This window comes from Brenneria goodwinii, from assembly GCF_002291445.1.
GTDB classification, from domain to species: Bacteria; Pseudomonadota; Gammaproteobacteria; order Enterobacterales; family Enterobacteriaceae; genus Brenneria; species Brenneria goodwinii.
In genome coordinates this window covers 520,485-534,021 of record NZ_CP014137.1, presented here as the reverse complement: position 1 = coordinate 534,021, position 13,537 = coordinate 520,485, and the positions used below count along the sequence as shown (strand labels likewise).

Annotated in this window: 10 protein-coding genes; 6 read left to right on the top strand and 4 right to left on the bottom strand. The window is 58.3% G+C overall.

The features are described 5' to 3' along the window. Nucleotides 1–30 precede the first annotated feature (30 nt). The 6 genes from ACN28R_RS02420 (at nucleotide 31) to ACN28R_RS02395 (ending at nucleotide 9,466) form a co-directional block, all read left to right on the top strand. A complete protein-coding gene (locus ACN28R_RS02420) occupies nucleotides 31–1,530 on the top strand; it encodes an efflux transporter outer membrane subunit (protein WP_375153868.1) in 1,500 nt (499 codons plus the stop codon). Nucleotides 1,531–2,171: 641 nt separating this feature from the next. Beyond that, nucleotides 2,172–3,995, top strand: coding sequence for an ABC transporter permease (locus tag ACN28R_RS02415; RefSeq protein ID WP_095833479.1), 1,824 nt, complete (start codon nucleotides 2,172–2,174; stop codon nucleotides 3,993–3,995). A 1-nt stretch (nucleotide 3,996) separates the two neighbouring features. After that, the gene (locus ACN28R_RS02410) at nucleotides 3,997–5,076 is read left to right on the top strand and encodes an ABC transporter ATP-binding protein (protein ID WP_095833478.1); all 1,080 of its coding nucleotides are present in this window, start codon (nucleotides 3,997–3,999) and stop codon (nucleotides 5,074–5,076) included. A 56-nt stretch (nucleotides 5,077–5,132) separates the two neighbouring features. Beyond that, entirely contained in the window at nucleotides 5,133–6,245 is a 1,113-nt protein-coding gene (locus tag ACN28R_RS02405) for an ABC transporter substrate-binding protein (RefSeq protein ID WP_095833477.1), read from the top strand. A 668-nt stretch (nucleotides 6,246–6,913) separates the two neighbouring features. Further along, the gene (locus ACN28R_RS02400; RefSeq protein WP_095833475.1) at nucleotides 6,914–8,377 is read left to right on the top strand and encodes an inositol monophosphatase family protein; all 1,464 of its coding nucleotides are present in this window, start codon (nucleotides 6,914–6,916) and stop codon (nucleotides 8,375–8,377) included. Between the two features lie 75 nt (nucleotides 8,378–8,452). Further along, nucleotides 8,453–9,466, top strand: coding sequence for a LacI family DNA-binding transcriptional regulator (locus ACN28R_RS02395; protein WP_095833474.1), 1,014 nt, complete (start codon nucleotides 8,453–8,455; stop codon nucleotides 9,464–9,466). A gap of 118 nt (nucleotides 9,467–9,584) precedes the next feature. Here ACN28R_RS02395 and gap read toward each other — a convergent pair whose 3' ends face one another. The 4 genes from gap to ACN28R_RS02375 all read right to left on the bottom strand — a co-directional run bounded on the left by gap (nucleotide 9,585) and on the right by ACN28R_RS02375 (nucleotide 13,523). Next, on the bottom strand, nucleotides 9,585–10,595 hold the full coding sequence (gap, locus tag ACN28R_RS02390; protein WP_095833473.1) for a type I glyceraldehyde-3-phosphate dehydrogenase: 1,011 nt from the start codon (nucleotides 10,593–10,595) through the stop codon (nucleotides 9,585–9,587). A gap of 75 nt (nucleotides 10,596–10,670) precedes the next feature. Further along, nucleotides 10,671–11,657, bottom strand: coding sequence for a GlxA family transcriptional regulator (locus ACN28R_RS02385; protein WP_095833472.1), 987 nt, complete (start codon nucleotides 11,655–11,657; stop codon nucleotides 10,671–10,673). A gap of 206 nt (nucleotides 11,658–11,863) precedes the next feature. Beyond that, the gene (locus ACN28R_RS02380) at nucleotides 11,864–12,286 is read right to left on the bottom strand and encodes an aconitase X swivel domain-containing protein (protein ID WP_095833471.1); all 423 of its coding nucleotides are present in this window, start codon (nucleotides 12,284–12,286) and stop codon (nucleotides 11,864–11,866) included. Nucleotide 12,287: 1 nt separating this feature from the next. Next, nucleotides 12,288–13,523, bottom strand: a complete 1,236-nt coding sequence (locus ACN28R_RS02375) for an aconitase X (RefSeq protein ID WP_095833470.1) — start codon at nucleotides 13,521–13,523, stop codon at nucleotides 12,288–12,290. Between the last annotated feature and the right edge of the window lie 14 nt (nucleotides 13,524–13,537).

The following is a 13,537-nucleotide window of genomic DNA, read 5'->3' as shown; positions in this document are numbered from 1 at the left end:
TCTCCGTCATTTTCATATTCACGATCCGGCATGTTGATGGCGGCCTTACTAACGCTGTCGGCCTGTTCGGTCGGGCCCGATTATCAAGCGCCAACGCCCGCCACGCCAGGCAAGTTCAATGACATCGCATCGGACGGCGCGTCAAAACCGCTGGCGGCGGCCACCGACCCCAACTGGTGGAAATCGTTTAACGATCCGCAACTCGACAGCCTGATCGAGCGGGCCATCGCCGGCAACCTGACCCTGCAACAGGCGGTGCTGCGTATTGCCGGTTCGCGTCAGCAGCTCAATCAGGCGCGCGGCGCCTGGCTGCCGTCGGTCGACGGCGGCGCGTCGGCAAAGCGTCAGCAGTTGGGTCTTAAGGGGCTGCTGGAGTCGCACCATGTCTACAACCAGGTGGATCAATCCGCCCCAGAGCTGCACTCGGCCCTCGATAGTCTGACCCAGCCGGTCGGGCTGTATCAGGGCAGCTTCGACGCCGTCTGGGAGCTGGATTTGTGGGGTAAAGTCCGGCGTCAGGTTGAAATGGCGGACGCCCAACAGCAGCAATCGATTGAAAGCCGTAATGACGCGCTGGTCTCATTAGAGGCGGAAGCCGCCAGAACCTATCTGCAGTTGCGCGGCGCGCAATCCACCAGCCAGACGCTTGAAGCCCAGATTGCGATCGCGCAACAAACGCTGGATCTGACCCAAAGCCGGCAACGCAACGGTCTGGCGCCGCAGATGGACGTGGAAAATGCCCGCGCCCAACTCGGTTCGCTACGCGCGCAGCTGCCGCAGTATCAGGCGCAGATACGCCAGGCGATGAACGGCCTGGCGGTGCTGGTCGGCCGGGTTCCCGGCGCGCTTGACGGCGAACTGGCGGCGGATAAATCCCTGCCGTCGCTGCCCAAAGCCGTGCCGGTAGGCGTGCCTTCGATGCTGGCCAGACGCAGGCCGGACGTGCGTGAAGCGGAAGCACAACTGCATGCCGCGACCGCCAATATCGGCGTGTCCATCGCGCAGCTGTTCCCTGATCTGTCGCTCACCGGTCAGTTCGGCGTGCGTAATACCGACGCCAGCTATCTGGATAACTGGAGCAGCCATTTCTATAGCTTCGGCCCTTCCGTTTCGATCCCGATATTTCAGGGCGGCCGGTTAGTCTCCGGCGTCAAGCTGGCGCGGGCGGAGCAGGCCAGCGCGGCGCTGGGCTATCGCCAGACGGTGTTGACCGCGTTGCAAGATGTGGAAAACGCGCTAGTCAGCTACCGCACCGATCAGCAACAGGTGGAAGAGCTCGATCGCACCGTCGCCGCGTTGCAAAACGCATTCGAACTGGCCACCGACGGCTACCGCAAGGGACTGTCGTCGTTTATCGACGCGCTGGACGCGCAGCGCCAACTCTCGCAGGCGAAACAGCAGGCTATGCTGGCGCGCGTACAGTGCAGCCTGGATCTGGTCGCCTTGTATAAGGCGCTGGGCGGCGGCTGGGAACCCTATCAGCAGGTTCAGTTGCCCGACTATCCGGTGTTCGGTCCGGCCGTCAGCTAGAATGGCTGAGCGGCGGCATCTCCCCTTCACAGGGGAGGGAGAAAAACCCCGCGTTTTTAATCGTTAACCCCTCCCCCTGACAAGCTGTCTCTTAGTCACAAATGCAGGGAGTCATGACGAATTTTTCCCTTAACCCGGCGTAAGAAATTATGCTGAGGTGAACTTGACCGCCGAGTGAGCAGCAGGGATGCTGCGAAAACCAGTGCCGCGTCGGGAACGCGTCACTGGTGGCTCGAATAGCGGTCATGGGCACCGAAGGCACCGCGAAGCGGCATAATTTCAGCCGATAGCCAGGGTTCGCAGGGCTGCGGCGACTGAGCGCCCTGCGTCGGGCGCGTGCTTCGACGCGGCATAAAAACCCCTTTCTTTTCGCGCACGAAATAGCGCTGAACTCACATATACCGTTAACAGTATATGTGACTAAGAGACTGCCCTGACAAGGGGGGTTAGACCAGGTGAGGGTAATCGATTCACTCCGCCGCCGCGTGGTATTGGCGCAAAATACTGATAATTCTCCTGCGTCCAAGTAGCCCAAAACCGAATAAAAAAATAATTGCACATATGTGCAAAGCGATCACCGAACCGTAATAAAGCCCCGATATAGTCCTTTTCTGTTTGAAACCAGAAAAGAGATACGCCACGTGACATCCGAAGCAATTAACCAGGTAGAACCTTCATGGTGGTACAGGCTACGACACCGGTTTGCCATCGCGCGCCACGAGCCGGCGAACCTCATCGGTATCGTGCTGATATTGCTGTTCACCTGGATTATTCTGGCGCCGGTATTATCCATTCTGCTTGACGCCATCGTGGTGCAAAACGGCGATAGCGCGCGCGTACACGCCGCCGAAGGCGCCTTTACCGACTACTATCTGCTGCGCACGCTGACGTCGCGCATGTCAGAGCTGCTGCTGTGGACGCCGCTGATCAATACCCTGGCGCTGGCGGCCAGTACCGTATTCGGCGCACTGGTCATCGGCGTCACCCTGGCCTGGCTGGTCAACCGTACCGATATGGCCGGGCGGAAATGGTTCGCCACCGCGTTGATTGTGCCGTTCATGCTGCCATCCTGGACCTTCGCCCTGGCCTGGACCACCCTCTTTAAAAACCATACTGTGGGCGGCCAACCCGGCTGGCTGGAAACGCTCGGCTTCCATACCCCGGACTGGCTGGCATATGGCTACTTTCCGATTGTGTCGATTATGGTGCTCCACTATGCGCCGCTGGTTATCCTGATCGTGGGCAACGCGCTGAAAAGAATGGATACCCAGTTGGAAGACTGCGCGCGGGTACTCGGCGCATCGCGTAAGATCATCGCGTTTCGCATCGTTGTGCCGTTGGTCCGTCCGGCCCTGCTGTCGGCCGCCCTGCTGATTTTCGCCGACTGCATCGGCGAGTTCGCCATCCCCTATATCCTCGGTTTACCCGTACACTTCGATACGCTGTCCACCGGTTTGTACCGCGCGCTGGGATCGCGCCAGACCGGAGTCGCCGCGGTGATCGCCGCCGTAATCATGCTGATGGGCATGATCACGCTGCTGCTGGATATGCGCATGCTGCGCGAAGCCAAACGTTTCGTAACCGTGAGCGGCAAAGGCGGGATGGATCGCCGTCGTCAGCTTGGCCGCTGGCGTTTCGCCACGTCCGGCATCGCGCTTGTTTTCGTGCTGCTGGGCGTGGTTATTCCGCTGCTTACCCTGTTCTTTTCCACCATCATGAAGCTGCCCGGCCGCTTTAGCGCCGATAACTTCACCTTTGACTTCTGGATTGGTCATAATCTGGATACGGTCGCCCTGCACAACGGGATTTTGATCACCCCTGATTTCTGGCGCGCGGTATGGAATACCGTCATTATCGTCGGCTCCGCCTCACTCGCTTCGGGCGTGCTGGGCCTGCTGGTCGGCTATGCGGTGATGCGCTGTTCTATCCGCTGGGTCGGGGGATTTCTTCGCCAGATTACCTTCCTGCCTTATCTGGTTCCCGGCATTGCGTTTGCCGCCGCCTTCCTGTCTCTGTTTGCGGTCGCACGCGGCCCGGTGCCCGCGCTGTATGGCACGCCCCTGATACTGGTGATTGCGCTGATCGCGGAAAAAATGCCGTATGCCAGCCGTTCGGGCATCGCCGCCATGACCCAGCTAGGCAAAGAGCCGGAAGAAGCCGCGCGGATCGCCGGTGCCGGCTGGTTTACCCGTATCGGACGCATTGTGATCCCCATTCAGGCGGCGCCGCTGACTACCGGCATTCTGCTGCCGTTTATTTCAGGAATTAAAGGCGTCAGCCTGTTCATTATCCTGGCGATCCCCGCCACTGACGTCCTCACCACCTATTCCCTGCGCTTGATTGATTACAACTACCAGCAGGCGGCCAACGCCGTGGTGTTAATGATCGCGCTGATTTCATGGGCCGGAACGGTACTGATCCAGAAGATTTCCGGTACCGGTCTGGCTGAAGGCCTGGAGAACTGATATGCCTGAGATTACCTTAACCAATCTGAGCAAAACCTACCCCGGCAGCCAGAAACCGGCCGTGGACGCCATCAACCTGACGGTCAAAGACGGCGAGTTTATGTGTCTGCTTGGTCCATCCGGCTGCGGTAAAACCACCATCCTGCGCATGATCGCCGGTATTGAACACGCCAGCGGCGGCGAAATCGCCATTGGCGGTACGGTGATGGATTCCGTTGCCCGGGCGACATATGTTCCGCCGGAGCGGCGCCGCGTCGGCCTGGTATTTCAGAGTTACGCCCTGTGGCCGCATATGACGGTCGAGCAGAACGTCGATTTTGGCCTGCGATTACAAAAAGTCTCGGCCGTGGAACGCATAGCGCGTTGCCGGGATGTGATGGAAAAACTACGCATCGCCGAGTATGCCGCCCGCTATCCGTCCCAGCTTTCGGGCGGTCAGCAACAGCGCGTCGCGCTGGCCCGCATGCTGGCGGTCAATCCCGGCGTATTGCTGCTCGACGAACCCTTATCCAATCTTGATGCCACCCTGCGCCTGGAAATGCGGGCGGAGCTGCGCCGTCTGCACGAGACTTTCGGCACCACCATCGTTTTCGTCAGCCACGACCAATGGGAAGCGATGACCCTCGCCACCACCATCGCCGTTATGAGCGCCGGACATTTACAGCAGGTCGGCACGCCGGACGAGATCTACGCCAGGCCCGCCAACCGATTTGTCGCGGAGTTTATCGGCACGCCGAAGCTGAACATGATCCCGCTCAATCAGCCGTCCAGCGCGTTGGCCGCCTATATTCAGCAGCGTTTTTCCCTGCGCAACAATATGCATGTCTGCGGCATTCGTCCTGAAGAAGTCGCGCTATCCGAACAGCCACAGACCGACAGCGTGCCGATGATTATCGACAACATCATGCCTACCGGCGGCAGTTGGGTGATTGAACTGATCAAAGACGGCGATCGCCTGCTCCACTCCACGCAATTGCGCCCGCGCTGGCGGCCCCATCAGCAAGTGCACTGCCAGTTGCCCGCCTCGTCGCTGCATTTTTTCAACCAGCAGGGGCAACGTCAGGAACTCTCGATGCGCTGACGGCGGCAATAAACATTCACTCAGACCACCCCAAACTCGCAACCCAAGGAAATGTTATGAACCGCAAATTGATAACGAGCCTGGTCATCCTCGCGACGTGCGCCGCCGGTGCTGCCGGCGCACAGGCGGCGGAGTCCTTCGATCTGCAATCACTGATTGCGCAAGCGAAAAAAGAAGCGCCGATCACCGTCTACGCGTCAACCGGCAAGATCGTCCAGCAGGCTAAAGAGTTCAGCAAGCTATACGGCGTGAATGCGGTCGGTATTAAAGCCGACGCGCCGCAGGTCATCGAGATCATCAGCCGCGAGGCGCAGGCGCATAACGTCAAAGCCGACGTCGCGATAATAGAAGATGCGCCCGCCGGCATGGAGCAGTTGTTGAGCAAGGGGTATGTGCAAAGCTGGGTGCCGGACGATATAAAAGCCCATATCCCGGCCCACTATCAAAATCCGCTGACGGTGGTGCTGGCGCCGAATGTTTTCGCCTATAACACCGCGCATTACAGCAGTTGCCCGATCACCAACATCTGGCAACTGACCGAACCGAAGTGGCGAGGCAAAGTCGCCATGCAGGATCCCACCAGTAAGCCGGCCTACACGGACTGGTTCAATCAGATGGCCACCAACTACGATCAACGGGTGCGCGATGCCTATCAACAGGAATTCGGCAAACCGCTGGAAACCGATGAAAGCTCGGCGATGGCGGCGTTCGTGAAAGCGCTGGCGGCCAATAGTCCGCTGCTGACGCATTCCGACAACGACGCCGCGGAAGCGATTGGCGCGCCGGACGGTAAAGGCGATTTCGTCGGTCTGGTCTCCACGGCGAAATTCCGTGATAACAAGAACGGGATGAAACTGGGCCTCTGCCACGGCATGAAACCGTTCATCGGCTGGAATTACCCCAGCATGGGGGTTATCGCCACCGGCAGCCATAGCCCGAACGCCGCGAAGCTGTTTATGCATTACCTGATGACCGCCGAAGGCATCGCGCCACAGGGCGTGGACGGCAAGATGTCCACCAACCAGACGGTAAAACTGCCGGCGGATGAAGCCTCCGGCGTTGAAAAATACCGTGATGAGTTGATGGTATACAAAACGTCGACGGCGACAACCGACTGGCAGAGCCGCCAGGATTGGCAGGATCTTTGGAATCTGAGCTACCACAAATAGGCTAGTCCGCGGCAGTAGGCGGGGATATGCGGGAAGGTCGAGGTTAACGTTTGCTGACAACGTGCGAAACCTTGCCGTTAGCAACCCCCTCCCTGCCTCCCCCTTGTCAGCTGTCTCTTATACACAAATGTAGGGGCTATGACGGGGTTTGCCGTTATCCGGCGTAAGAAATTATGCTGAGGAGATAGCAGGCTTAGGATGAGCCGCACGGACGCGGCGAAAGCTTGCGCCACGTCGGACAAAAACGCCGGGAGCGTTTTTGAACAGCGCTTGCGCTGGCCCGTTAGGGCGAGTCTCAGGGATGAGACGAGTATTCCGTGTCGCAAGCGGTCCGTTAAGCCTGATACCGACGAAGGCATCGCGCAGCGACATAATTTAGCCGCAAGCCGGGGTTCATAGGGGGCTGGCGTCTGAGCCCCCTATGTCGGGCGCGTGCTGCGAGGCAGCATGAAAATAGCGGCATTGTGGCGCACGAAACTATCTCCAAGTCCGCATAAAATGTGACTAAGAGACAGCCCCGGTCAGGGGGAGGAGCTAACGCATTAAAGACGTCTGGTTTTCTCCCTCCCTTGTCAGGGGGAGGGCTGGGGTGGGGTTAGAACCAGAAGGTTTGCCGGCAGTCTGAGCGATTGCCGCCTTGTTTATTATTTTCGTATCAGGAGCACACCTTGACTCAAATTAACCTGGAGCGGCGTGAGGCCGCGTTAAAACGCATTATTCTCGACGCCGGCGATACGGCGCTCCGACATTTTCGTTCGCGTCAGCCGGGTGAGTTCTCGCTTAAAGGCCACCAGGACTTTCTGACCGAAGCCGATACGCTGGTGGAACAGCAGATCCGCCAGGACATTGCCGATGCGTTTCCTGAAGATGCCCTGCTGGGCGAGGAAACCGGCAGCCAAACCGCTGACGCATCCAGCCTGTGGGTGGTCGATCCGATCGACGGCACCGCCAATTTCGCGCGCGGCATCGAACACTTTTGCGTCGCTATCGCGTTCGTCAGTCAGGGCGTCGCTGAACTGGGCGCGATTTACAACCCAACGAGCCAGGAATTATATATGGCGCGTCGCGGCCGCTACGCGCGGAAAAACGGCCTGGCGTTGCATACCGCCAACACAGACGACGCACGTAACGCCACCTTCGAACTGGGCTGGTCAACCCGCGTGACTCAGCGGCGCTATCTGGACGTGATGACCGCGATACTCAGCCAGGGCGCCAACGTGCGCCGCGGATCGTCCGGCGCGCTGGCGTTGGCCTGGGTGGCGGAAGGCCGTACCGACGGCTACGCCGAATTGCATATGAACGCCTGGGACTGTCTGGCGGGTTTACTGCTGGTGCGCGAAGCCGGCGGCAGCACCGGCCCCATCCCTACCGATAGCGAAGGCATCTTCAACGGCTGGCCGGTTTTAGCGGCGGCGCCGGGCGTAGCGGATGCGTTGGCGCGCGCCACGGGCATCCCGATCGCCGCCGATGATATCCCGCCTGTAGCTGAACAGACCGACGCCAAATCGGCCGCGCCGCGCTACGACCGCCCGGCGGTCAGCCTGATAGCGTCCGATTTTCCCGGCTGGGACATGGATATCTATATCGGCGGCAGCGCCGGAGTAACCGACTTGGCGCTGCTGGAGCGGTATGACATCAGGACTGTGATTAACTGCGCCGTCAATCTTGATATCGACTGGGTATCCTCCCCGGAAACCGGTATCGGCGCCCACCTGCTCAACCACGGTTCCGGCCCTATCCGCTACTACAAGCTCGGACTGGTCGACGGCGGCGGAAATGCGCCGGCGATGCTGCATGCGGGCTATCAGCTGATGCGCTCCGCCCTGCTGCAGCAAATTCCCGACAAGCCTTCTTACCGCAATCGGGAACGAGGCAATATTCTGGTTAACTGCCGTGGCGGACGCAGCCGCTCGGTCGCGCTGGTCGCCGTATTCATGCATCTGGAATGTCCGGAACGCTATCCGACATTAGCATCGGCTATCGCGCATATTCGGGATAAACGTCAGTTGCACCCGGATGAGTGGTACGAAACCCCAAAACCGGAACTGATTTCACTGGCGCAGCGAGCCATTGAGATGGAACAGGCATTAAGGGCGGCGGGTTTGAGCGTTGCTCAACCCAAAACCAGGTAACCAGAGAGGATGATGGTCAAGCCGGGAAACCGGCCTTGCCGGCGATCCGTCACCCATAGATAAAGAGATAAATGGATGTCTTCTTTACCGAGTAAAAGTATGTCCAGCGCAGCGGAAGTGGCGCGACTGGCCGGAGTTTCCCGTTCGGCGGTTTCGCGCACCTTTACCCCCGGCAGCAGCGTGTCGGCCGAAACGCGCCGCAAAGTGCTGGCCGCCGCCGAAGCGCTTAACTACCACGTTAACCACCTGGCGCGCGGCCTGTCCAAAGAGGCTTGCCGTCCGGTATGTATCCTCGGCGGTAATCTCAGCGCCCCTTACCAGGCAAGTCTGCTTGACCAGATCACCCGGCGTCTGCATCAGGCGCAGCGCGCGGTCATGGTAATCAATACCGATGGCGGGGAAGAAAGCTCGGATGCCGCGCTGCGTCAGACTCTCAACTACCGCGCCGCCGCCACCATTGTACTCTCGGGCAAGCCGCAGGCGTCGCTGATTGAAACCTGCCTGCAAAGCGGTCAGCAGGTCATACTGATTAACCGTATGGGGCAGTTTGCGGGCGCCGACAACATCGAGATCGACTACGCCTCGACGATGGCGGAGGCTTATCACACGCTGCGCCAGGCGGGTTGTCGGCACATCGCGCTCGTTTCCTCCATCGACCGATCGCCCAGTATGGTCATCCGGGAAACGAAATTTCTCGAAGCCGCCGGTCATGCCCAGCAAGCGTGCCGATTAATCCGTCCGGGAACCACCTGTTATGCCACCGGCGCCGCCGCCGCACGGAAACTGCTTGCGGACCCAAACCGGCCGGACGGCGTATTTTGCGTGACCGACCTGATTGCCTGCGGTTTTATCGATGTTGCGCGTCATGAGTTTGGTCTGCGTATTCCCGAGGATATCTGCGTCATCGGTTTTGATGACATCGAACAGGCCGGCTGGGTCGGCTATCAGCTGACAACCTTTTCCCAACCGCTGGCTGATATGACGAACGCCATCATCGCGCTACTGCTTCCCTCATCAACGCCGCGCGTGCCGGGTAAACGCCTATTTCAGGCGCCGCTGGTATGGCGTAAAACGGTGCATTCGGAATGAATCTATCCAGCGCATTGAAATCTATATCCGATGAACGCCGAGTTACAGAGCAAAACGATGGCCGCCGATATTAACGGCCTGATTGAATAACCCGGTTAAACCTAATGGGAAATAGTCGTTACAATCCTTTTTTTTCCATCCACAGCGCCAGATCGATAAGACGGTTGGAAAAACCCCATTCGTTGTCATACCAGGCGAGGATCTTGACCATGTTGCCGCCAATCACCAGCGTGGACAGACCGTCAATAATCGACGAACGCGGATCGCCTTTGTAATCGCTCGATACCAGCGGCTCGTCGCTATAACCGAGAATCCCCTTCAGTGGGCCTGACTCGGATGCGCGACGAAAGGCGGCATTGACTTCATCCACCGTCACTTCACGCTTCAACGTCACCGACAAATCGACGATGGAAACCACCGGCACCGGAACCCTTAACGAATACCCCGTCAGGCGGCCATCCAATTCCGGAATAACTTTACCGATCGCCTTAGCGGCGCCGCTGGAATAAGGAACGATTGACAGCGCCGCAGCTCTGGCGCCGCGCAGATCCTTTTCCGGCTGATCGTGCAGCGCCTGGCTATTGGTATAAGCATGCGTGGTATTCATCAAACCATATTCGATGCCGAAAGACTGATGAAGGACTAAAGCCGCGGGCGCCAGACCATTAGTGGTACAACTGCCGTTGCTGACGACGGTATGATGGCGTGGATCGTATTTATCATGATTCACGCCCATCACCACGGTGAGATCGTCGTTCTTGCCCGGCGCGGAGATGATAACGCGCTTAGCTCCCCCTTTGGTGATATGCACCTCAGCCTGAGCCTTGTCGGTGAAGAACCCGGTGGCCTCAATCACGATATCGACGCCGGCGCTTTGCCATGGGATCGCGCGGGGATCCCTTTCCGAGAAAACCCGCACCGGCTCGCCGTCAATAATCAATTTGCCCTCGGCGGCTTCGACGCTGGCCGGCAAGGTGCCTGAAAGCGAATCGTATTTCAGGAGATGAGCCAGGGTCTTGCTATCCGTTAAGTCGTTGATGGCGACGACCCGGAAATCATCGTTTCCTAAAGCGGCGCGCAGAACATTGCGACCGATTCTTCCGAACCCGTTAATACCTACATTGACCATACCAGAACTCCTTTGTTATCCGTCTATGCTCTAAATTTAGCTCAGGATAACAATGGCGCAAACGACATAAAAAGATCAATTTACGCCAAAACTTCGCGCATGGAATCGCTCACGGTATTCCGTCGGGGTCAGCTGTAGGTTTCTTTCAAAAACGCGGCGTAGATTGAGGCTACTGCCAAATCCGACGGCGGCGGCAACCTTCTCAATCCCATCCGTGCTTTGCTCCAGAAGCTGGCGCGCCGCGTCCAAACGCACCTCTTCCACATACCTGGCCGGCGGCGTCCCCACTTCACGCGTAAACACGCGCGTGAAGTTACGCGGACTCATGGCAATCCGTTCGGCCAGTTTGTCGACGGATAAATCGTCGGCCAGATTCGCCAGGATCCAAAACTGCAGGTCACGGATCGGCCCCGGCCTTTTGGCCTGATTGAGCAGGTAACGGCTGAACTGAGACTGTCCGCCGGGCCTGCGCAGGAACATGACGAGATCTTGCGCCACATCGCGCGCCAGAGGAAAACCATAATCGTTTTCGACCAGCGCCAGAGTAAGATCGAAGCCCGAACTGACCCCAGCGGAGGTCCATACCGATCCATCCTGAACGTAAATCGGCCCTCTTTCGACTTTTACCTTGGGGAAGTCCGTTTGCAACGTGTCCAGCAAACGCCAATGGGTGGTAGCGCGTTTTCCATCAAGCAGCCCCGTCTGCGCAAGCAGTAACGCGCCGCCACAGACGGAAACGATACGTCTGGCGTAAGGGGCGGCTTGGCGAACCCAAGCCGCGACATCGGCTCGCTCTTCCTCGGTCACGCCTCTGCCCGTGATCATGATGGTGTCGCGCTGCATCCCAGGGTCGAGATCCGACAGACGCTGATCCGCCAGAAGATTTAACCCCGACATTCCATGGACCACTTTATGAGGTTGGGTGGTGGCGATCGTCACCTGGTAGAGCGGCTGATGAATATCCGCCGGCTGCAAACGGTTCGCCTGCATCAAAATGTCGGCGACGCCCGCGGCTTCGAATAACATTCCCCCGTCGGGGACAATGATTAAAAAGGTGTGCATGGCTTAAAATATATAAAAATACAAATTAAGCCAATTCTACCCATCCTTTGCCTAGTAATGCAATGACGCATTTTGCGTGCGCGGTTGTGCGAATGAGCAACGGTATAGCCTGTCGCCGTAGCGACATTACGCCAGTTATAACATCGAACTTAACGCGGCCAACCACAAGACGATCGTGGCAAGCATCGCCCGGCGAAATAAGCGAGTTACCGCCGGTTGCCGATAACCGTAATAGCGCGCTTTTGCGGATCGACGCGCACCCAGTCCCCCGTCGTCAACACCGAGGCGGGATCGATATCCCAGCCTTCGGTAATAGTGATATCGGCAAAGATCGCGCCCTGCACCATTACCGGGTTGGTGACGCCGAAAATCAACGCTCTGGGCGCGAATCCCTTTGCCTTGATGTCATAAAATGCCCACCCGGCGGCAATTCCGCCCTTGGCGCTAGGGAAAAAGAGGATCTTGTCGCGAATGTTCATGCCTTCAAGCGCATGTCCCGGCCGGCTTATCACGCCGCTCCAGCGATCCAAATCGTAACGCGGGCTAAATCCCTCTGCGGAAATCAGCGCTTCCCCCTCCACAACCCGTCCATAGGCGCGATTAACGCTAATTACATTCCGCTGGTTCATCTCAAACGCCCTCGGTGGCGATAGCGACGCACTCCCTGGTGCGGCGCAAAATGGAATTAAACTTATGGGCTCTGATGATATTGGCCAGCTTGGCCGAGTTGGTGACAATATTGTGCCAGCCGTTCTGTTCACGCATTTGCGGCAGATTTTGCAGGATATAAAAGCATACGCCCTCCAAAATCAGCACGCCGGCCTCTTCCAGCGTTTGCAGATAGCCGAGTTGGCCCGCATGGCTTCTGACGCCATTGCTGGTGGTAATAAATACCTGGGTATCCGCCCTTACCCGCCGGCCGCGAAACAGCTCCGCCAAATATTTCATCTCATGCACGGATAACTGCGGGGCGGAAAAAACCACCAGATTCAGCGCCTGACCGCCGTCGTCATAGCTGTCGTAGACGCGCTCGATGCACTGGCGGGTGATGCGTATCGTCTGTGCCGGCCGGTTGCCGCCGAATGCCTCATCGATGGTTCTGGCCTCCGGCGTAATGCCGACGATGTGGTACATGCCCATCGATCCGTACGACGCCAGCGACGCCCCCAGATGCTTAAGTTCATCCGATGAAATCCGGCGCTGAATGCCGGTGAAAACCGGAACGGTGAAATAGTTCTGGTTCGCTTCGCCCACCACTTTGCCGATCGCGCCCCAGTCGGCCAGATCCTGCGGCGCAAAATCTATCTGCACCTGCAGGTTTCCCTTGCGGTGCGCATCAAGATGAAAACCGTATTCCGCCGTCCGTCCGGTCAGCGCCGCCGCCAGCGCGGCAGGCCCGGCTTCAAAATTACTGCGGGCGCCCAGCACCGAGTTGGCGTAAATCACCGTGCCGGTATCGCCCCAGGCGATATGTTCCCCGAAATGAGGCTGATATATAGTTTGATAGTTGATGCAGGTATCGACGGTGGTGATTTCCATATCGCGCAGCAGGCGGATCACCTGCGTCTCTTTAGCAACTTCGCGCGGATCCTGGCGCAACCGATCGGCCAGACGGAAATCCACGCAGCGGGCATTGGTTGATGTCGGGCAGATGGCTTTTGCCGCGCTCGCCGCCACCCGTTCAAGAAAGTTTTTCCCGGCATCGCCCAATACTTCAATATCCCCCATCATGTGTACATTCGACACGGCGACAAAACGCCGGGCGCCCCAGAACTCGCCAATCGCCAGTTGTAACTTCAGCGCATCCTGCAAAACCGGGCCGCTTTCACCATTCAGCATGGCCTGTTCATCGTGGGTTAATTCCATAACGCGCGTCTCTC

What these genes read in the sequence shown, in the direction of transcription:
- ACN28R_RS02420 (WP_375153868.1), top strand. Translation starts at nt 31, where the DNA reads ATGTTGATGGCGGCCTTACTAACGCTGTCGGCCTGTTCGGTCGGGCCC.
- ACN28R_RS02410 (WP_095833478.1), top strand. Translation starts at nt 3,997, where the DNA reads ATGCCTGAGATTACCTTAACCAATCTGAGCAAAACCTACCCCGGCAGC.
- ACN28R_RS02405 (WP_095833477.1), top strand. Translation starts at nt 5,133, where the DNA reads ATGAACCGCAAATTGATAACGAGCCTGGTCATCCTCGCGACGTGCGCC.
- ACN28R_RS02395 (WP_095833474.1), top strand. Translation starts at nt 8,453, where the DNA reads ATGTCTTCTTTACCGAGTAAAAGTATGTCCAGCGCAGCGGAAGTGGCG.
- gap (WP_095833473.1), bottom strand. Translation starts at nt 10,595, where the DNA reads ATGGTCAATGTAGGTATTAACGGGTTCGGAAGAATCGGTCGCAATGTT.
- ACN28R_RS02385 (WP_095833472.1), bottom strand. Translation starts at nt 11,657, where the DNA reads ATGCACACCTTTTTAATCATTGTCCCCGACGGGGGAATGTTATTCGAA.
- ACN28R_RS02380 (WP_095833471.1), bottom strand. Translation starts at nt 12,286, where the DNA reads ATGAACCAGCGGAATGTAATTAGCGTTAATCGCGCCTATGGACGGGTT.
- ACN28R_RS02375 (WP_095833470.1), bottom strand. Translation starts at nt 13,523, where the DNA reads ATGGAATTAACCCACGATGAACAGGCCATGCTGAATGGTGAAAGCGGC.